The 20,518-nt window shown below is 71.1% G+C and carries 9 protein-coding genes and 2 pseudogenes; 8 read left to right on the forward strand and 3 right to left on the reverse strand.

Features of this window, described 5'->3' with window-relative positions:
* Positions 1 to 59 precede the first annotated feature (59 nt).
* The 4 genes and pseudogenes from ABD817_RS20200 to ABD817_RS39630 all read left to right on the forward strand — a co-directional run.
* On the forward strand, positions 60 to 1,280 hold the full coding sequence (locus tag ABD817_RS20200) for a sarcosine oxidase subunit beta family protein (protein WP_344919574.1): 1,221 nt from the start codon (positions 60 to 62) through the stop codon (positions 1,278 to 1,280).
* Between the two features lie 13 nt (positions 1,281 to 1,293).
* Positions 1,294 to 1,572 (forward strand): sarcosine oxidase subunit delta, encoded by a 279-nt coding sequence (locus ABD817_RS20205; RefSeq protein ID WP_344919575.1) that lies wholly within the window; start codon positions 1,294 to 1,296, stop codon positions 1,570 to 1,572.
* Positions 1,569 to 4,700: pseudogene (locus ABD817_RS20210) on the forward strand (2Fe-2S iron-sulfur cluster-binding protein); the annotation flags it as partial. The gene ABD817_RS20205 and the pseudogene ABD817_RS20210, both read left to right, overlap by 4 nt.
* Before the next feature lie 345 nt (positions 4,701 to 5,045).
* A pseudogene (locus ABD817_RS39630) lies at positions 5,046 to 5,414 on the forward strand (sarcosine oxidase subunit gamma); the annotation flags it as partial.
* Positions 5,415 to 5,483: 69 nt separating this feature from the next.
* On the opposite strand, the gene ABD817_RS20215 reads toward ABD817_RS39630, so the two are convergent.
* The 3 genes from ABD817_RS20215 to ABD817_RS20225 all read right to left on the reverse strand — a co-directional run bounded on the left by ABD817_RS20215 (position 5,484) and on the right by ABD817_RS20225 (position 16,160).
* Positions 5,484 to 6,248, reverse strand: a complete 765-nt coding sequence (locus ABD817_RS20215; RefSeq protein WP_344919577.1) for a trypsin-like serine protease — start codon at positions 6,246 to 6,248, stop codon at positions 5,484 to 5,486.
* Positions 6,249 to 6,641: 393 nt separating this feature from the next.
* Positions 6,642 to 12,872 carry an RHS repeat-associated core domain-containing protein gene (locus ABD817_RS20220; protein ID WP_344919578.1) on the reverse strand — a complete coding sequence of 2,077 codons (6,231 nt, stop codon included), beginning with the start codon at positions 12,870 to 12,872 and terminating at the stop codon, positions 6,642 to 6,644.
* Between the two features lie 27 nt (positions 12,873 to 12,899).
* Positions 12,900 to 16,160 carry a LamG-like jellyroll fold domain-containing protein gene (locus ABD817_RS20225; protein ID WP_344919579.1) on the reverse strand — a complete coding sequence of 1,087 codons (3,261 nt, stop codon included), beginning with the start codon at positions 16,158 to 16,160 and terminating at the stop codon, positions 12,900 to 12,902.
* 731 nt (positions 16,161 to 16,891) lie between these two features.
* Here ABD817_RS20225 and ABD817_RS20230 point away from each other — a divergent pair.
* The 4 genes from ABD817_RS20230 (at position 16,892) to ABD817_RS20245 (ending at position 20,500) form a co-directional block, all read left to right on the forward strand.
* Positions 16,892 to 17,905: a sensor histidine kinase gene (locus tag ABD817_RS20230; protein ID WP_344919580.1), complete on the forward strand. Its 1,014-nt coding sequence runs from the start codon at positions 16,892 to 16,894 to the stop codon at positions 17,903 to 17,905.
* Complete coding sequence (locus ABD817_RS20235) at positions 17,902 to 19,041, forward strand: sensor histidine kinase (protein WP_344919581.1); 1,140 nt, start codon at positions 17,902 to 17,904, stop codon at positions 19,039 to 19,041. The genes ABD817_RS20230 and ABD817_RS20235 overlap by 4 nt, the downstream gene beginning before the upstream one ends.
* Positions 19,038 to 19,643: a response regulator transcription factor gene (locus ABD817_RS20240; protein WP_344919583.1), complete on the forward strand. Its 606-nt coding sequence runs from the start codon at positions 19,038 to 19,040 to the stop codon at positions 19,641 to 19,643. Before ABD817_RS20235 ends, ABD817_RS20240 begins: the two co-directional genes overlap by 4 nt.
* 260 nt (positions 19,644 to 19,903) lie before the next feature.
* Positions 19,904 to 20,500 (forward strand): hypothetical protein, encoded by a 597-nt coding sequence (locus ABD817_RS20245; protein WP_344919584.1) that lies wholly within the window; start codon positions 19,904 to 19,906, stop codon positions 20,498 to 20,500.
* Positions 20,501 to 20,518 lie beyond the last annotated feature (18 nt).

Genomic DNA, 20,518 nt, shown 5'->3' on the forward strand with positions numbered 1-20,518 from the left:
TCCGTCATGACGAGGCGTACCACGCCGGAGCCCGTCGGCGGGACCGAGAAAGGACGACGATGAGCACCGAGGCGCCGCCCGAGCACCCCGACCGGCTGTGGAGCAGCCCCGAGCCGAGGACCTCCTACGACGTGGTGATCGTCGGCGGCGGAGGCCACGGCCTCGCCACTGCCTACTACCTGGCCAAAAACCACGGAATCACCAACGTGGCCGTGCTGGAGAAGGGCTGGCTGGCGGGCGGCAACATGGCCCGCAACACCACCATCATCCGCTCCAACTACCTCCTGGACGAGAGCGCGGGCATCTACGAGCACTCGCTCAAGCTGTGGGAGGGGCTGGAGGAGGACCTCGGCTACCCGCTCCTGTTCAGCCAGCGCGGCGTGCTCAACCTCGCGCACAGCCTTCAGGACGTCAGGGAGGGCGTCCGCCGGGTCAACGCCAACCGCCTCAACGGCGTCGACGCCGAATGGCTCGGCCCCGAGGAGGTGAAGGAGGTCTGCCCGATCGTCGACGTCTCGCCCGACGCGCGCTACCCGGTCCTCGGCGCCACCTACCAGCCGCGCGCGGGAATCGCCAAGCACGACTACGTGGCCTGGGGATTCGCCCGCGCCGCCGCCGCGATGGGCGTCGACCTGATCGAGCACTGCGAGGTCACCGGCGTCGACGTCGTGGACGGGCGCGTGGAGGCCGTACGCACCACCAGGGGCCGCATCGCCGCGGGCAGGGTCGCGATGTGCGCGGCCGGGCACTCCTCGGTCGTCGGCCGGATGGCGGGGGTGGAGCTGCCGGTGCAGAGCCACCCGCTGCAGGCCCTCGTCTCGGAGCTGCTGGAGCCCGTCCACCCCACGGTGGTCATGTCCAACGCGGTGCACGTCTACGTCAGCCAGGCCCACAAGGGCGAGCTGGTCATGGGGGCGGGCATCGACGCGTACAACTCCTACCGGCAGCGCGGCGCGTTCCACATCATCGAGCGGCAGATGGCGGCGGCGCTGGAGCTGTTCCCCGTCTTCGCGCGGGCCCACGTGCTGCGTACCTGGGGCGGGGTGGTCGACGTCACCCCCGACGCCTCACCCGTCGTCGGGCTCACCCCCGTCGACCGCCTCTACGTCAACTGCGGATGGGGGACCGGCGGCTTCAAGGCCACCCCGGGCGTCGGGTGGTGCTACGCGCACACGATCGCCCACGGCGAGCCGCATCCCCTCAACGCCGCCTTCACGCTCGAACGATTCACCACCGGGGCGCTCGTGGACGAGCACGGCGCCGCCGCGGTGGCCCACTGAAGGAGCCCGACCGATGCTGCTGATCCCCTGTCCGTGGTGCGGGCCACGGGACGAGGCCGAGTTCCACTACGGCGGGCAGGCCCACGTCGCCTACCCCGGTGACCCCGCCGCGCTCTCCGACGAGGAGTGGGCCCGGTACCTGTTCTTCCGCGACAACCCGAAGGGGCCGTTCGCCGAACGCTGGCACCACGCGGCCGGATGCCGCCGCTGGTTCAACGCGGTCCGCGACACCGTCACCAACGAGTTCCACGCCGTCTACCGCGTGGGCGAGCCGAGGCCGGTGGGCCGGTGAGCGAGCAGCCGTTCCGCCGGGCGGGCCATCGCGGGGAGGTGCTGCCGTTCCGGTTCGACGGCCGCGACTACGAGGGGTACCGGGGCGACACGCTCGCCTCCGCGCTGCTCGCCAACGGCGTCCGCACGGTCGCGACGAGCGTCGCGCTGGGCCGTCCCCGCGGGATCTTCGCCGCCTGGACCGAGGAGCCCAATGCCGTCGTCCAGGTCGAGCACCCCTTCCCCGAGCCGATGCTCCAGGCCACCGTCGTCGAGCTGTACGCCGGACTGGTGGCCACCCGCCTGCCGGGCAGGGGCAGGCTCGCCGCCGAGCCCGACCCGGCGCGCTACGACGGCGTGTACGCGCACTGCGACGTCCTGGTGGTCGGCGCGGGCCCGGCGGGCCTGGCGGCGGCGACCGCGGCGGCCGGGTCGGGCGCCCGGGTGATCCTCGCCGACGACCGTCCCTCGCCCGGCGGCAGCCTGCCCGACACCGGCGAGACCGTCGACGGTGTGCCGGGCACGACGTGGGCCGCCACCGCGCTGGCCGCGCTGGAGATCCACCCGGAGGCGCGGGTACTCACCCGTACCAGCGTCTTCGGCTACTACGACGACAACTACCTGGTCGCCGTGGAACGCAGGGGAGAGAACGCCTCCTCCCGCGAACGCGTCTGGCGCATCCGGGCCCGCCGCGTCGTGCTCGCCACGGGCGCGCACGAACGCTCGATCGCCTTCGCGGGCAACGATCTGCCGGGTGTCATGCTCGCCGGTTCGGCACGCGCGTACGTGAACCGGTACGGGGTCCTGCCCGGCCGCCGCGCGGTGGTGTTCACCACCGGGGACAGCGCCTACGCGGCGGCCCGCGACCTGGCCGCCGCGGGCGTCGAGATCGCCGCCGTCGTGGACACACGCGCCGCCGTCGTCCCGGACCGGGGCGGTCCGGACGGCTTGGGCGGCCTGGGTGGTGCCGAGGTGCTCACCGGTCACTTCGTCACCCGTGTGAACGGCGAGCACGGCGTCACCTCCGTGACCGTCTCGGAAAGACCCGCCGAGAACGGCGCACTCTCCGGACCGGCCGTTTCCGAGGTGGCCGCTTCCGGGATGGACGTTTCCGGGACGAAAACATCTGAGACGGTCGTTTCCGGGACGGCTGCTTCTGAGACGGTCGTTCCCAGGGCGACCGCTTCCGGCGGGCGCGTGATCGAGGCCGACCTGCTGCTCGTCTCGGGCGGCTGGAACCCCGCCGTCCACCTGTTCGGCCAGGCCGGGGGGACGCTCCGCTACGACGAGACGCTCGGCTCCTTCGTCCCCGGGAGCAGCCGCCAGGCCGTCGAGGTCGCCGGGGCCGCCAGGGGGCTCCTCACCTTGGCCGCCTGCCTGGAGGACGGTGCCGCCGCCGGGGCGCGGGCCGCCGAGGCAGCCGGTTTCCGAGCGCCCCCGACCACCCCTCACGCTTCCGCCCGGGAAACAGGGGAAACATCCCACAACACGGAGATCCCGCAGGCCAGAGGGGCATCCCGCGACGCGGAGATCCCCAGGGTGGGGGAGGCGTCCCAGGACGCGGAGGCTCCGAGGGCGGGGGAGGCACCTCAGGACACGGAGGTCCCGCGAGCCGGGGGAGCGCGGGACACGGAGACCCCGAGGACGGGAGAGGCGTCCGGGGCCGCCCCCGCCGAGCACGTGTGGCTCGTCCCCGCCGACGACTACCGGACCCACTTCGTCGACCTGCAGCGCGACGTCACCGTCGCCGACGTCATGCGCGCCACCGGGGCCGGGCTCCGTTCGGTCGAGCACGTCAAGCGCTACACCACCGCGGGCACCGCGCACGACCAGGGCAAGACCTCCGGGGTGCTCACCAGCGGTGTCGTCGCCCACGCCCTCGGCGTGGACGTCTCGGAACTCGGCACCACCACCTTCCGCGCCCCCTACGTGCCGGTCTCCTTCGCGACCCTCGCCGGACGCGACAGGGGAGCGCTGCACGACCCCGTCCGGGTCACCGCGCCGCACGAGTGGCACGTGGCGTACGGGGCGCCGTTCGAGAACGTCGGCCAGTGGAGGCGGCCCTGGTACTACCCCCGGGAGGGCGAGGACATGGAGGCCGCCGTCCTGCGCGAGTGCCGGGCCGTGCGGGAGGCCGCCGGGATCATGGACGCCTCCACGCTCGGCAAGATCGACATCCAGGGGCCGGACGCCGCGGAACTGCTCGACCGGCTCTACACCAACGTGATGAGCACCCTCAGGGTCGGCTCGATCCGCTACGGCGTGATGTGCCGCCCCGACGGGATGGTCTTCGACGACGGTACGGTGATCCGCCTGGCCGAGGACCGCTTCCTGGTGACCACCACCACCGGCAACGCCGCCGCCGTCCTCGACTGGATGGAGGAGTGGCTGCAGACCGAGTGGCCCTCGCTGCGGGTCTACTGCACCTCCGTCACCGAGCGGTGGGCGACGGTCGCGCTCGCCGGGCCGCGCTCCCGCGAGGTGCTGGCCGGACTCGCCCCCGGCCTGGCCGTGGACAACGCGAGTTTCCCGTTCATGACGTGGCGCGACACCCGGGTGGCGGGCCTCGACGCGCGGGTGTGCCGGATCAGCTTCTCCGGCGAGCTGGCGTACGAGATCAACGTCAGCGCCTGGGACGGGCTCGCCCTGTGGGAGGCCCTCCAGGCCACCGGCGCGGTCACCCCGTACGGAACCGAGACCATGCACGTGCTGCGGGCCGAGAAGGGCTACCCCATCGTGGGGCAGGACACCGACGGCACGGTCACCCCCGCCGACCTCGGCATGGAGTGGGTGGTGTCCAGGAAGAAGGCCGACTTCGTCGGGAAGCGCTCCTTCGCCCGCGCCGACACCGCCAGACCCGACCGCAGGCACCTGGTCGGGCTGCTGCCGCTCGACCCGGACGTCCTGCTGCCCGAGGGCTCCCAGCTGGTGGCCGTCGACCGGCTGCCCGAGCCGCCGGTCCCCATGCTCGGCCACGTCACCTCCAGCTACCGTAGCGCCGCGCTCGGCAGGACCTTCGCCCTCGCCCTCGTCAGCGGCGGGCGCGAACGCGTCGGCGAGCGGCTGTACGTCCCCGTCGGACGGGAACTGCTGCCCGTCACCGTCACCCACCACGTCCTCTACGACCCCGAGGGAGCGCGTCGCGACGGCGAGCCACCGGCCGGGCCGCGACCGAGCCCACCGCACGGAGCGGGACGGTCCGTGACGAAGCCCCCGGCAGCGGAACCATCGGGAACGGAGCCCCCGGTAGTGGAGTCCTCGGGAGGAAAGCCGTCCGGGCGGCTGAGCCCGCTCGCCCGGCTGCGGCCGGTGGCGAGCCCGGACCTCCGCATCGCGGAGCTGCCGTTCCTCACCCAGGTCAACGTGCGGGTGGAGCCCGGGAGCGGCACCGCCGCCGACATCGCCCGCGCCCTCGGCGTCCCGCTCCCCGCCGAACCCGATACCTTCGCGAGCACCGGCGGCGACGTGCCACCGTCCGGTACGGCCGTGAGCGACACCCGGGTGCTGTGGCTCGGCCCCGACGAGTGGCTGGTCGTCGGTCCTCCGGGTGACACCGGCCTGGAGAACCGCCTGCGAGCCGCCGCGGGGACCGGTCACGCCGCCGTCACCGACGTCTCCGCCCAGCGGACCGTGCTGCTCGTGACCGGACGCAAGGCCCGCGACCTGCTCTCCCACGGCTGCGCCCTCGACCTGCACCCCCGCGCGTTCGGCCCCGGTCGCTGCGCCCAGACCATGCTCGCCCGCGCCCAGGTCGTTCTCACGCGCGGCGAGGAAGACGAGTTCCACGTCCTCGTCCGCTCGTCCTTCGCGGATTACCTCGCGGCCTGGCTCCTCGACGCGGCGGGGGAGTATCTGGGCGGTTGACGCGCTCTCCGGACGAACGGCGAGGGGCCGATCCCCCCGGTGTCGGCGTCCGCCGGGGCGATCACCCGGTCAGGGAAGCGTGACGAACCTCTTGAGGAAACTCCGGGCCTGAGGGGTGTCCAGGCGATAGTCGTAGTTGGTCTTCTTGCACGCGTCGTCGTCGCCACTGATCGTCGTGGCCACGAGCAGGTCCGAGGTGGGGCCGCCCAGGAAGTTCGGGCCGCCCGAGTCGCCGAAGCAGGTGCTGCCGTCGTCCTTGGCGGGATCCAGCGACAGTTTGAGCCATCTGCGGGTGAGGTCCTCGAAGGAGATGGACGTATGGTGACGGGTGTCGTTATAGGTCAGCCGCGTCTTGCGCTTCCCCTTGGCGGTTGCCACGGCGCCGTACCCGACCGGGGTGAAGCGCATCATCTCCAGGGTCTTGTCGGCTTCGAGGCGGTCGAGCAGGCCCTCGGCGGGCAGTCTGGCGGGCTTGATGTCCGGGATCGCCGTGTCGAAGACGACAACGGCCATGTCATGAAGATCGCCCTCGTCCTCGTAGCGCGAGTCGGGGATGTAGCGGCCGGTGTAGACCTTGTCCCCGGACTGGTAGCGGCTGGAGAACGAGACCCGGGCGGTCTTCTGCCCCGGTTCCGAGCAGTGGGCGGCGGTGAGGAAGACGGTCGGCGAGATGAGCGTGCCGGTGCAGTAGGACCATGTGCCGTCACCGTTCGGCTTGTCGCCGAGGACGGCTCCCACCTGTGGGTGAACGGTCAGGTCGGGCGAGCCGTTCGTGATGGCCCGCGCGGGGGAGACGGGGGACACGGCGGCCGCGGTGAACGCAATGGAAATCATGACAAAAGGGATGAAACGCACGCGGGAACTGTAGCCGTACGAGAGGTGGATTTGATACAGGGCACAGAAAGATCTACTCGCTGCTTGCCGAGCCACCGCCCGGCGGTCCGCGGTCCGCGGCCGGTGCCGCGCCCGATCCGGCTGTCGACGATCACGGCACCCGGCCTGGAATCAGGCTCCCGTCCGCAGGGCCCCGACGGTCGAACGATCAACCGGGTAGCGGCTTGCCGTGACGCCATGGGGACCGTAACGCCACGGAGACCGTGACGCGGGACCGGCGCGCGACACGGGGCCGACGACCGACGTGCTCCGCCGAGACGTGATCGGCGCGGGACCACGAGGGCCCCGCGCCGGTCGGCGTTCGGTGTCGGTGTTCAGTGAAAGAAAGGGCTGTCAGCCCATTCCACCGAACCAGATGTCGAACAGATCGATGAAGTTGTCCGCGATCTTCTGGCCTCGGGCGCCGAGTTCGGCGGCGGCGCCGCCCCTCCGGTTCGTCTCGATCTCGTACTTCTCCGGCTTGAAGATCTGCCTCTCACCCTGGCCGGAGCCGTTCCGCGGCAGGTTCGACGGTGGTCTCCCCTGCGGATACATCCGGCCGTTGCCGTAGACGGTGTAGGACTGGGTCGGTTGGGCGGAGCCGTCGTTCCGGTAGACCTGGCTCGGCCGTGGCCGCGCCGGTTGCCGGTTCGCCTTGGGCGGTGACTGCCGTTGCGCCGACCTGTGGCTGGTCGGCCGCCTCGCCGGGCGCGAGCGCGCCTCCTGGATTCCCCGGGGGAGCCTGCCGGCCTGGCGGTTGCGCCGCTGAGCCGCCATCGCCATCCGCCGCCGGGCCGCCGCCTCGCGAGCCGCCCTCCTCGCCTCTCTCCGGGCCGCGGCCGCGGCCCTTCGTTTCGCCGCGGCCTCCTTCGCCTTCCTGGCGGCCTCGGCCGCCTTCTTCCTGGCCGCCGCCAGCCGCTTCCGCTTCGCCTCGGCGGCGGCCCGTTTCCTGGCCTCCGCCAACGCCTTCTTCCTTGCCTCCTCCAGAGCCTTCTTCCTGGCCTCCGCCAACGCCTTCTTCCTGGCCTCCTCCCGGATGCGTGCGAGGATCTTCCGCCTGAGGGCGCGCTCGGCCGCCTTCTTGGCGAGGTAGCGGGCCCCGAGCCGGACGCCGATGGCGACCGGGATCCAGACCCACTGCCCGTCGGGGTCGCTCATGGTGACGGGGCTGTTGTTGGCGTAGGCGTAGGCGTTGAGCTGCTGCGGATCCACATCGTCGATGATCGGGTCCACCGACAGGAAGCGGCCGTTCCTGGGGTCGTACTCGCGGGCGCCGAGGTGGACGAGCCCGGTCGTCGAATCCTGCGTGCCTCCGACGAATCCGCGTTCCCCGGGCCACCACGGAGGTGGCGCGCCCCGGTTCTCGCCGAACGGGGTCATCCTCCGGACGGCCAGGTCGCCGTTGCCCGCGTTCACCGCGGCCTGCGCGGTGCCCTGGTGGTCGTTGGCCAGGAGGTAGACCTTGTTGTCCGGCGTGCGCACCGCGATGGGCTGGTCGTTGATGGTGTAGTAGCGGGTCTGCTCGACGGCGTCCTTGGCGAAGTCGAAGCGCAACTCCATGTCGTCGACGTAGAGCGTGGCGTCGGTCGGGGTCTTGCGGATCAGCCGGTCGCCGTCCGCGTCGTACACGAACGACGTGGTCTTGCCCGCCTCCGTCACCGACGCCAGGTTGCCCTCGGCGTCCCAGACCAGGGCCTGGTCCACGGCGCCGACCTTGCGCCTGGTGGTGTTGCCCGCGGCGTCGTACTCGAAGAGGTCCGTGCCGACGGACTGCAGCGCGTGCGGCTGCCTGCCGCCCGCCCGCGGGTAGGTGGAGGTGCGGACCGTCTCGCCCATGCCGCCCCAGGCGTGCTTGGTCTCCTTGGTCCGGTTGCCGATGGAGTCGTAGGCGTAGCTGGTCGCGTACGGCGCCACGCCGCCGATCTTGCCGGACGTGGGCGTGCCGCTCGCGCAGTCGTCGGTGCCCGTCCAGGCCGAGGTCAGGCGGCGCATCTGGTCATAGGCGAAGCACTGGGTGTCCTGGCCGCTCGCCCCCCTGTCAGCGATCTTGGTGACGTTGCCGGCCGCGTCGTAGGTGTAGTTGAGGTCCAGGTCGGTCGCGGTGGTGCCCTCCCTGTCCAGCCGCATGCCGGTCAGCCTGCGGGTGGACTCGTCGTGGGTGTAGGTGAGCCAGGTCTTCCTGCCTCCGGTGCCCAGCTCGTACTGCAGGGTCTCGCCCAGCTTGGAGTAGCGGGTCGCGCTCACGTACGGCGACAGGCCGGTGACCTTGATCGGCTGGCTCAGCTCGTCGTAGGTGTAGACGACCGACTCCTCCTCCAGCCCGCCCGCGGCCGGGAAGCTGACGGACTGGACACGGTCGTCGAGCGTGTAGCGGGTGTTGAGCACGTACGAGCCCGCCAGCCTGCCCTCCCGCTCGGGGATGGTGACGGTCTCGCGCAGCGGGCGGTAGTCGGCGTCGATCGCGTTGAACTCCGCCTTGTACGCCTGCCCGTCGACGTACCGGATGCTGGCGTTCAGGTGGCCCTTGGCCAGCGCGTCGTACTTCCACTCGGCGAGCAGCGGACCGGTCGCGGAGCCCTCGCGCTGCTCCTTCTTGCGGCCCAGCTCGTCGTAGACGTACCACAGCGTCCTGCCGCGGGCGTCGGTGGTGCTGACCAGCTCGTCGGCGTCGTTGTAGGTCATCGTCGTGACGCCCTTGTCGGGGTCCTCGGTCTTGACCTCCCGGCCGCGCACGTCGTAGTGGTGGCGCCACACGTTGCCCGCCGGGTCGGTCACCGTGGACAGCCGTCCGGCGTGGTCGTAGGTGTACTTGGTCGCCTCGTACTCGCCGGTCGGGGTCGCGCCCCTGTACTGGCGCAGTTCGAGCAGGCGGTCCTCGGCGTCACCGATGCGGGTGGTCGCCGTGCCGCCCGGGGGCGGCGTCAGGTGAACCCTGTCGCCCTCCTCCTGGGAGGAGACCCGGTACTTCTCCACGCCCTTCGTCTTGAGGATCTGGACGTTGACGTCGCCCGTCCCGTCGAAGACGGACACGACCTGCGTGGGCACGTCGGCGTCGGCCACCGCCAGCAGGGTGGTGGAGGGCGCCCCGGTGGCGAAGTAGCCGGTGTTGGCCTTGGACTGCTCGCCCAGCGAGTTGTAGAAGGTGTCGGTGATCGTGCGGCCGTCACGCAGCGCGGGGTCCTGCGTCTGGTCGTTCCTGGGCGCGGGTTCCTGGGTCTGGCGCTCGCGCGTCAGGCCGTCGTACAGCTCGTGGCTGGTGGTGTAGCCGCCGTCGGCGCGCAGCGTCTTCGTGGTGACGACGCTGGGACCGTCGGCGCGCATGACGTACGAGTACTCGGTGCTGGGCGACTGCTCGCCCGCCTTGCTGCGGTCGGGCTGCCAGACCTTGGTCAGGCGGCCGAGCGCGTCGTACTCGATGTCGACGCGGCGGTTGTTCACGTCGATCTCGGCGACGGGCTCGCCCCAGGCCGGTTCGAGGATCGTGCGGTTGACGTGACCGAGCGGGTTGGTCTCGACCACCTCGTTGGGAAGGGCGCCCGTGGCCGGGCTGTAGGTGGTCACGGACCTGGTGCCGACCGCGTCGGTCTCGCTGGTCTCGCGGCCGTACACGTCGTAGGTGTGGATGCTGTCGGTGATCGTCGCGCCGTCCCCGGAGACGAGCTGCTGGACCAGGGTGACATCACCCTTACTCGGCGCCTGGCCGTACGCCTTGCCGTCGTACTGGACCTTCTCGTCGGAGATCAGCGCGGACGTGGTGGTGCCGCAGCTCGCCGCGACCTTCTGGACGCGGCTGGGGTAGTCGAGCATCCAGCTCGCGTCGTTGCGGGCGTAGGTGTAGCTGGTGCACCTGTCGTCTCCGGCCGAGGCCAGGTCGCCCTTCTCCTCCACCTGGGTGAGCAGGCCCCTGGTGTCGTACGAGCGCTCCTCGCCGGTACGCCGCCACGTGCCGCCGGGCATCGCGGTACGGGTGACCATGGACTTGGCCTCGACCACGTACGCGGTCTTGGTGACGCCGCCCTGGGTGGACTCCGCGGTCTTCACCGACCACGGCTGCTCGACGGCCGCCTTCAGGATGGGCCCGCCGTCGCCGTCGTACAGGATCTCCTCGCGCTCGAAACCGGCGTACTGGTCGAGGTCGTCCACCTTGACGCCCTCGGAGTCCTCGACCTGCGCGCTGCGCTTGGAGCCGTCGGCCTGCCTGTCGCCGTGCATGCCGCGGAAGTACCGGAACTCGGTCAGTGTGCGCCTGGTGTCCTGCCCGTCGCCCTCACGCACCCGTACCCGGCCGAATCCGCGGAAGTCCGACCACGTGCGGTGCTCGGGCTTGACGAGGATGTTGTCGGCGTAGTGCCAGGCGGCGCCGTCCAGGTACTCGTAGCTGGTGACCGCGCTGGGCGAGGCCGCGACGCGGTCCACCTCGACCGTCTGCGACACCACGTACTTGTGGAACCAGTCGGTCACCTCGGTCTCGTTCTGCGGCGCCCAGCGCTGTGGGAAGCACCGCTTGGTGTTCTTGTCGGCCGCGGGCAGCTCGCCCGGCTTGCACTCGGCGGGGGCGTAGTTGATCCGTAGTTCGCCGCCGGTCCCGTTGTCGACCGACTGGACGCGCCACTTGACCAGCGGGGCACGGCCCTCGTTCGCGTCCACCCTGTTGGGGAGCTGGATGCCGGCGAACGTGGTCTTGGGCAGCGTGATCGTGCCGCCCACGTGACCGGTCTGCTGGACCGAGGCCAGCCACAGCGACGGGCTGAGGCCGTCACCCGTGGCGGGGAACTGGTGGGTCAGCGCCCAGGAGTCCACCGCGTAGTACTGGCCGGAACGGTTGAGGACCTGGGTGGTGACCTTGGTCAGCCGCTTGCGGGTGAAGAACGTCGGCGCCAGGCGGTCGGTGCACTTCACACCGGAGTCGCAGATCTGGTCGAACGGGACGTCCGGCCAGTGACCGGCGGTCTCCTTCTTGAGCTGGTCGGGGGCGCAGGTGACGGTGCCGCTGGGCAGGCAGCGCTCGGCCACCTCGAACAGCACGCGGGACGCCGGGGACTTGGTGAACAGCTCGTTCTGCAGGTAGCCGTAGTCGATACGGGTGAGGTAGGAGCCGCGGACGTACTGGGTGCCCAGCTCGGGCTTGGAGTTGCGGCCGTAGTGATTGGTCTCGCGCTCGTACCAGTACGTGGTCGCGTTCCCGTGGGTGTCCACGGCGTGGTCGAGGTTCCACCGGTAGGCCTGCTGACACCAGGCGTTGGCCGGGGTGCTGGAGTAGCAGGGCTCGCCGCTGTTGTTGCCGAACACCGGCACGGTCTGGACCGACTTGGTCTCCGGCTTGCCGGTCACCCAGCCGGGCAGGCGGTTGAGGCCGAAGGTGTACTGGGTGCCGTCGGCGCTGGTGACACGCCAGTACTCGCCGTTGTTGTCGCCGTTGGTGGCTCCGGTGAGATATTCGACACGGGTGCCGTCGTCGCGCTTGGGCCGCCACTGCTTGGTCGTGGCGTCCTTGACCAGCTCGACGGCGGAGCCGCCGAGGGCCAGCGTGGCGTTGTCCTGGTCCCAGCACAGGTCGCCGGTCTTCTTGCCGTCGATCATGCAGGACTTGTGGCGGCGCTCGATGTAGCCGCCGGGGCTCAGCTCGAAGCCGTCACCGGCCCATGACGCCTGGTTGTTGGTGGAGGCGGTGCGGCCGTCCAGGCTCTGCGAGGAGTAGGCCAGTGAGATCTCCGGCTCGTCGCCCCCCAGCGCGGGCGGCGTGCGCATGTCGTGCCCCCAGGTGAAGTCGCCGGTCTGGGGGCCGACGCTCCAGTCGGCCGAAGGGGACAGCGAGGTGGCCGAGTGGTCGCCGGACTGGCCGGAGGGTGCGGCCGTGAGCGCGTACACGGCGCCGGTCTCGACCTCGGCGGTGAGGGTACCCGCCTTGGCGTCGTTCTCGCTCTTCACCGTCTGCGGCTGCGGGCAGTTCGTCGCGGCGGTGTCGAGCTCGCATTCGTCCAGCTTGACCATTCGAAGCCGGGCACCGTAGTCGCCCCCGTAGGCGTAACGGAAACCCGAGTAATCGATCCGCAGGCGGGTCTTCTTCGCCGCCTTGGCCGTCGTGACGCCCTGGCCGGGGGAGACGCGCATCGTCAGGCCGAGCCGGTCGGTGTCGAGCAGTTCCACGCTCACCGGCTCGGCGGCGGCTCTGGCCTCCCCTTGGCTTGGGGCCAGCCTCACCGGGAAGTCGGCCGCCAGGGTGGTGGCGCCGCCGCCCAGCTCGGCCTTGCGGGGTTTGGGCCAGGTGACGTCCGGTGGTGTCTTCCATGCCTGCTTCCGCACGGGATCGGCCATCGGCGGCAGGACCGGGACCGCTGTGCCCTTGACCGGCGTCTCCTGCTGCACGGTCGGGGCCGGGCGGGCGGCGGCCGAGGCGGGCGTGGCGTGCACCAGCGGCACGACCACGAGGACGGAGAACACGGTCGCGAGCCTGCGTGGCCAGGAGGACTCGCGCTTGGAGCCCTGGAAGAGGTTCCAGGAGGGGTCGGGAAGATCGGGTTTTTCTGGTGGTGGAACACGATTCCAGCGGGATTCGGGCAGCTCTAACTCATCCGGTAGATCCATGGACCTCTCCCAGTTGGGGGGCGGGAGTTACTGGGCGGCTAGCTGAGCGATGTGCTCGGTGCTCAACACACCGTCATAAGCGCGGACGTCGTCCACCGTCCCCGGCCAGAAGCCGGTGAAGACGCCCGCGGTCTTGGTCCGGCCCAGCTGTAGCGGGCCGGTGGCGCTCCACGCGCTCAGGTGGTTGGTAACGGTGGTGGTGGACAGGCGGCCGTTGACGTAGACGCGCAGCTGACCGGCCAGCGGGTCGTACACGCCGGCGATGTGGGTCCACTCCAGCGGGACGGGGATGTCGTCGGAGCGGGTGCGGACGAGGGCGGCGGTGTCGGTGTCGGCGGCGGCCATGCCGAGGGCCCACCGTCCCTTCTCCCTGTCGAAGCCGAGCTGGAATCCGGCGGCCCTGCCGCCCGGCTGGGCCACGGCCGCCGTGTCACGGGTGGGCAGGTAGTCGAGCTGGGTCCAGGCGGCCACGGTGAACCCGGTCCTGGTGTTGACCACGGGCGCGGTCGTCTGGGCGTGACCGCTGACGCCGTCGAGCGCGAGCGCGCCCTCCAGCCAGCCCGGCGTCCACGAGGCGGCTCCGGACAGTGTCGCGGCCGTCGCCCGGCCCGAGGCGTCGGCCGCCGACAGGCCGGACTCCTCGTCCAGTTCCCAGTGCCCGACCAGCGTGGCGGCGCTGTTGACCAGGTCGGCGATCTCGTCGGCGAACAGGGCGCGGCCGTAGACCCGCACCTCGTCGACGTCCCCGGACCAGTGCTCGGCAGCCGCCCCGTTGACCTTCCCTCGGCCGATCGTCAGGGGGCCCGTGGCGTTCCACGGTGGCGTGACGGCGACCGTGGACTCCAGTTTGCCGTTCACGTAGAGCGAGATCCGGCCCGCCGCCGAGTCGTAGACGCCGGTCAGGTGGGTCCACTCGTTCAGCCTCGGCGCGGCCGAGGACAGGGCGCGCACCGCCGGGGCGCCGTCCGCGTCCGAGCCCGTCACGGTCAGCGCCCAGCGGTCATTGGCCTTGACGTACTGCAGCGAGAACGCGCCCGTCCTGCCGCCCTCCTGGGTGACGGCGGTGGCGGAGGCGGCCGTGCCGGTCAGGCGGGCCCAGGCGCTGACGGTGAAGTTGCGGCCGGTGTCGACGACGGGGCCGGAGGTCTGGGCGTAGGCGCCGGCCAGCTTGAGCGCCGTGCCGGTCCTGCCGGAGGTCCAGGTCGCCCCGTACAGCGTCGCGGGGTGGGCCGCCGCGGTGTCGGCCGCCACGGTGCCCTGGCCCTCGTCCAGCGTCCAGTGGCCGCTGGGGCCCTTGCCCGCGTTGACGTTGAAGACGTAGGTGCGGATCGGGCCGAGCTGGCCCGCGCGGTCCTTGCTGCGTACCGACAGCACGTTGGGGCCGTCGTGGCGCGGCGTCAGCGCGATCGTGGCGCTGCCGTCCTGGCCGGGCGCGACCTCCGTCGCGGGCGCGGAGTCGAGGCCCCAGACGTAGGCGGCGACGTCGGGGACGCCGTTCGGGGCGAACGTGAACGTGCCGGGGAGGCCGACCCCGTCGCTCCAGGCGTTCTCCGCGTACTGCGGCGAGGAGATCTCCGGTTCCCTGCCGGGGGCCGTGGCGTCCACGGTGGCCTCGCACCAGGGGCTCCACGCGCTGTTGGCCCTGCCGTCCTCGGCGCGGGCCCGCCAGCGGATCAGCGCGCCGTCGGAGTACAGGTTCGGCGGGATCGTCGCGGAGAAGGCGGTGCCCGTCGAGCCCGTCGCGGTGAGGTACTCGCCCGTCTTGGTCCCGGCGGCGTCGTACCACTCGAACCGGCCCCGGACCGAGTTGTCGACGTCCTTCAGCTTGGCCCACAGCTTCGGTGTGGCGGTGCTGATGACCGGCCGGCCGTCGCCGGAGACGCAGGGGCCGCCCGGGTCCGACCAGGCGTCGGCGGCCACCGGGTTCGAGGGCAGCGAGTTGTACTCGATGACCAGGGTCGGGTTGTTCTTGAACTTCTTCCAGGCGTACACGTCGGTCTCGCTGGTGGCGCGCAGGCCGACGGTGATGTTGGGCCACTTCTTGGCGGCGGCGTCCACGACCTGCGAGGTGACGTCGAACTCGACGCCGCCGGGCAGGCACGACGGGCCCCAGCCCTTGGCCACGTTCACCGTGGACAGCAGCCTGACCCACGTGGGCTGCTTGTTCCAGGTGGTGCTCTTGCTGATGGCGTTGGTCGCCCAGGCCTCGACCTTGCGGGCGCTGCACGAGTACGACCACGTCTCGTACGTGCGCAGCGTCCCCTTGATGATCTGCTTGCCGTGGATGGTCGAGCCGGTGTTCATCTGGAAGAACGAGCGGTTCTTCTGCGAGTCGACGTGGCCCGTCCTGGCGACGTCGCTGGAGTTGAGGTAGTTGGAGTTGGGCCAGTTGCTCCAGACCGCCGTCCAGGCGTTGCGCGCGGCGGAGAAGTACGGGTCCAGGTAGACGGGGAACCGGGTCTTCGGGTCCGTCATCATCTTCACGTCGGGCTTGAGCCGCAGCTGCCCGCCCGCCAGCTCCACGCCCATCGTGGCCTCGCGGGCCTCGGGGGAGCGGCCCTCCTTGAGCGCCTGCGGGCTCGTGATCCCCTCGGAGTCCCACATCTTCGGGGTGGGCGCGGTGAAGATCGTGCCCTCGTTCCTGTCGACGGCCTCGATGTTGCCCGCCCTGTCCGACTTCACCGACAGGCCGGAGACGGACAGCGGGAACGTCAGCTCCGTCATGCTCGCCGCGGCGGCTCGCGACTTGACCACCAGGACGTGGGAGAAGCCGTCCACGTCCGCGGTGACCTGGAGGTCCACGCCCGGCATGACCTCGGCGTAGGTGGCGGTGTCGCCCTTCAGCGTGGGCTTGGGCAGCGTGCCCCCCCAGCCGAGATTCAGGGACTTGGCGCCGCGCGACAGCGTGGCCAGCGGGATGTCGCCGCCACCGGAGAACGTCAGCCCGACCGCCGTCGCGGCCGGGCTGACCGTGCCGTCGGGGTTGAGGCGGAGGGTGGTGTCGACGGGGACCCAGCCACCGGACCGGCGTACGCGCACCGGGCGCACGTTCTGCTCCAGGGTGAGGGTGCCGTCCGGCTTGGCGAAGACCTGGCGGGTCTCCGTGCGCATCGACTCGATCTCGACCGGCTGCCCGGTGCGGAGGGCCGCCGCGACCGCGGACCTCTCGGTCGCCGGTTGCTCGTGGACGGTCCTCGGTGGCTCCGGCACATCGTCCGCTCGGGCGGACGTCGCCGGGGAGAGCCCTATGACCAACGTCGTCGTGAGCAGCCCACGCAGTACCCGCATACGTCCTCGCCCAAGGTAAGCAGGGGTTACGCGCGGGACGAAGCACCCGCCCGGCGTCTCCATGATCTTCGAGTGGTGATCGAATTTTCACTCGGCCCCAACCATTCGTCCAGACTTTTGGTCATTCTTCCTAAAAATTCCTTCAGGGATCCGGGCGGTGTGAAGATATCCGCCAGATGCGTCAGCTCTCCGTCACGCCCTGCTCATGCCCACGTTCGACCGGGGAGACTGAGTCGCGGATCAGTAAACGGCCGGTGAACGCGACGGTATCGGACGCGAACATGAGCACGAAAACCATCCCGGACAATCTGGCCCGCGAATTTTCGACCAAGGGTTGAGACAGGGGGCGATAGTTGGCCTGCCTGAGGCTGGCCGTTGATCTCAATGCGGGATCAGCGGCTGAAAGTTCGTCGGTCCGACGACTTGGCGCGTGGTGTGGTTGCTCGGTGACGGTCAGCGATGTTTCGGTGGTGCGGTCAGATCAGTGCGGGTTGAAGGTGCTGCTCTCCCTGAGCGGTGATTCGCTGACGTCCTTCGGACGGTGGGAATCCATCCCGCGGGCGGTGACATTTGCATCTGTTCGTCAGCTGACCGCGGTGACAGTGTCGACGCATGCAAGCAACGGCGCCGCCCAGATGCCCATGACCCTGCCATACGGCCTGGTGAGGCCCCTGTCGCGCGGCGCTCGGCCGGGCCGCCTACCCTTGTCAGCCTGGGCACGGGGACCGGGGGTGGGGACGGTGGTGGAGTTCTGGCGGTCCGGCCGCGTCGTCCGGCTGGCGCCGGTCGCCGCGGTCGTCTGCAGTGCCGTGCTGCCGGTGCTGCAGGTGACCCTGGCGTTCGGCTACGTGGGCAACGACACCCGTACCGGGTTGTGGAGCATGGCCGCGACCGCCGCGTATCTCCCGTTGCACCTGCGCCACGTCTGGTACGCCGCGCGCTCGGTCCACCCGCCAGCGGGCCGCTGGACGTTCGTGGCGATGGCCGTCATCGTCCTCGGCGTCACGCCGCTGGCCGGAAACATGTGGCCGCGGGCGTACGCGGGCCTGGTGGTGTCGGCCCTGCTGGTGCTGCCCGCGCCGTGGTCGTACCTGGGCTTCGTGACGCTGGTCGCCGTGGCCGCGCCCGCGGGCCTCCTGCTAGGGCTGCCGTGGCAGTCGGCGCCGTGGCTGGCGTTCTCGGTGTTGTGCGGTGGCGGGGCGCTGCTGCTGCTTGTCTGGCTCGCCGCGGCGCTGACCCGGCTGCAGGCGGCCAGGGAGGCGCTGGCGCAGCAGGCGGTCGCGCAGGAGCGGCGCCGCATCGACGACGACCTGCGCCTGACGGTCGGCAGCGCGCTGGAAGCGATCGTGACCCGCGGCGAGCGGGCAACGGCGAAGCTGGCACGAGGAGCCTCCGCGGAGCTGGCCGGCGAGCTGGGCGGCCTCGCGGAAGACGCCAGGCGCACGCTGGCCGAGGCCAGGCGGCGGGTGCGCGGCTACCGGCAGCCGTCGCTGCGCGCCGAGCTGGAGACGGCCGCCGTCCTGCTCTCCGCGGCCGGCGTCGAGACCCGTCTGCGTCTTCCGAGGCTGGGCGTTCCCGAGACGATCCCGCAGCGGTCCCGGGACGCCCTGCGCGCCACCGTCACGCGCTTGTTGCGGGCCGACGCGGTGGACGCGTGCACGATCACCGCGATGGTCGTGGACGGCCGGGTACTGCTGGAGGTCCGTGCCGACGACGCGACCGAGACGATCGAGGTGCCGGCGTGACCCCGCAGATCCCGCCTTCCTGGATGCTGCGGCATCCGCACCGGCCGTTCATCGCGCTGCACATCCCGCTGGCCGCCCAGGTGCCGGTCTACACCGCCGTGGGAATGGAGGGCCCGGCCGGCGACCCGGTCGCCGCGACACTGGGTGCCGCCTTGTGTCTCGCCTTTCAGCTTCGCCACAGCCTGGCTGCGTCCCGGGGCGAACGCCCGGCGGGCTGGCCCTGGAGCCTGGCGGCCCTCCTGCTGATCGCCAACGTGCCCCTGTGGTGGGCCGGCTCGCAATGGGAGGGCCTGATGATCTTCGGCTTGGCCTCGATCGTCATGCTGCTGCGCGGCCCGGTGATGCCGGTGGCGGCCGCCGCGCAGATCGCGCACGCTCCCTTGATGGAGGTGTCGAACATGCTGGGGAGCGGGACCACAACGGTCCCGCATGCCCTCCTCCTGGGCGTGTATCCCCTGCTCGGCATCACACTGTTCGGTGGGGCACTGGTCGCCGGGGCTCGGCTGGTCCTGCTGCTGAACGAGCTGGACGCCGCCCGGGCCGAGCTGGCCGCCGCCGCCGTCGGCGAGGAACGCGTCCGGCTCTCCCGTGACCTGCACGACCTGCTCGGGCAGAGCCTGTCGGCGATCTCGCTCAAGGGCGACCTGGCCCTTCGGCTGCTGGTGAAGGACACCGACGCGGCCCGGGCCGAGGTCGAGAGCCTGACCGGCGTGGCCCGCGACGCGCTCCGGGACCTACGCGCGATCACCCGCGACGAGTTGGCCGTGTCGCTGCGTACCGAGATCGACGGGGCGGCGGCCCTGCTCGGCGCCGCTGGAGTCGAGACCCGGCTCGACGTGACCCCCCTACCGGCGCTGTCCGCGCCCTCCCATGACGCGCTGGCGTGGGCGATCCGCGAGGGCACCACCAACCTGTTGCGCCACAGCGAGGCCGGCACCTGCGCCATCACCGTCTCCCGCGACGGCGGGAAAGTACGGTTGGAGATCGTCAACGACGGTGCCCGCGGCGTGACGGGCCCGAGATCGGGGCTCGCCGGGGTGGCCGAGCGGGCCCGCGCGGCGTCCGGCTCGTCGTCCGCCGCCGTCCACGACGGCCGTTTCCGCCTGTCGGTCGAGGTTCCCGAGGAGGGCGCGTGATCCGCGTGCTGATCGCCGAGGACATGCACATGATTCGTTCGGCCCTCGTCGCGCTGCTGTCGCTGGAGGACGGTATGGAGGTCGTCGCCGAGGTCGAACGCGGTGACGAGGTGCTGCCCGCAGCCCTGTCGGTACGGCCCGACGTGGCGGTGCTCGACATCGACCTGCCCGGGCTGGACGGCCTGTCGGCCGCCGAGCAGCTGTCGCAGGCGCTGCCCGAGTGCCGCACGCTCGTCCTCACCGGGCTCAGCCAGCCGGGCAACCTTCTGCGCGCCTTGAAAGTCCACGTACGGGGTTTCATCGTCAAGGACGCCCCGGCCCAGACCCTCACCGACGGGATCCGCCGCGTCGCCCGCGGCGAACGGGTCATCGACCCCGAACTCGTGGCAGCCGCCCTGGAAACCGGCAGCAGCCCGCTGACCGCCAGGGAGACCGAGGTGCTGCGGGTCGCGGCGACCGGCGTCCGCACCGAGCAGATCGCCACCCAGCTGTCGCTGTCGCAGGCCACCGTGCGCAACTACCTCTCGAACGCGATCAGCAAGGTCGGCGGCCGCAACCGCATCGACGCCATCCGCATCTCTCGCGACGCCGGCTGGCTCTGACCCGCCCTCGGCCAGGACAGCGGGCGGACATTCCAGGGGTCTTCCGGCGCGCCCGTACGCCGAGCTCACCAAGACCTGGGTCGACGCCGGACTCGCTGCTGCTCAAGATCCTTAAGGCAGAACCAGACGTAATCCCAATTGGCTAGCGGTCCGGGCAGCCTCACCCGGCGGAAGGCGACCTGTTACCGGAAAGTGAGCTTCCCTCGGCGGTGTGGACACCCTGAAACTGGATCTTGAGTCCAGAGGAAGGAGTGTCCCCGTTGGGGCGTCCATCGAAGCACACCGAAGAGTTCCGGCGTGATGCGGTCGAGCCGGTGCAGTCGTCGGGTCGGCCGGTCAACGAGGTCGCGCGTGAGCCTGACCGCGCCTGGGAACCTTCGAACCAACGCGGCGCGCCCGATGACACCGCGCTGTGGCGGCTGTTGCTTGAGAGCGAGATCTGCCGCCGAACCTTCGATGCCTTTCCGGCGCCCGCCAGCCTGAGTGCGAAGTGTCAAGGCCGTCTTGACGTGGCGGGCGCCGGCGGGACCCAAGCGGTGCTGGAGCGGCTGGGCGCCTACCGCGATCCGTTCACCGGCCGGTTCCTCGTGCCCAGCGAGCGGACTTTCCGTCGGGTCCTGGCCGACCTGGACGCCGACGCGCTGGATTCGGCGATCAGCGATTATGTCACCGGGGTGGTCGCTCAGGTGGCGCCGGTCCCGTCGATTCCCGACACTCCCGGACCTATCGAGCGTGAGCAGCGGCACGACACACCCAGCCTGCCCCGGGCGGGCTGCTGCCCGGCGCCGCTCTGGATGGCAAAGCCTGCCGCGGGGCCCGGACCACCGAGGGCGGGCGGGTCTTCCTGCTCGAGGTGATCAGCCACGAGCACGGGG

The organism is Streptosporangium oxazolinicum (genome assembly GCF_039537505.1).
GTDB classification, from domain to species: Bacteria; Actinomycetota; Actinomycetes; order Streptosporangiales; family Streptosporangiaceae; genus Streptosporangium; species Streptosporangium oxazolinicum.

What these genes read in the sequence shown, in the direction of transcription:
- ABD817_RS20225 (WP_344919579.1), bottom strand. Translation starts at nt 16,160, where the DNA reads ATGCGGGTACTGCGTGGGCTGCTCACGACGACGTTGGTCATAGGGCTC.
- ABD817_RS20215 (WP_344919577.1), bottom strand. Translation starts at nt 6,248, where the DNA reads ATGATTTCCATTGCGTTCACCGCGGCCGCCGTGTCCCCCGTCTCCCCC.
- ABD817_RS20220 (WP_344919578.1), bottom strand. Translation starts at nt 12,872, where the DNA reads ATGGATCTACCGGATGAGTTAGAGCTGCCCGAATCCCGCTGGAATCGT.
- ABD817_RS20200 (WP_344919574.1), top strand. Translation starts at nt 60, where the DNA reads ATGAGCACCGAGGCGCCGCCCGAGCACCCCGACCGGCTGTGGAGCAGC.
- ABD817_RS20205 (WP_344919575.1), top strand. Translation starts at nt 1,294, where the DNA reads ATGCTGCTGATCCCCTGTCCGTGGTGCGGGCCACGGGACGAGGCCGAG.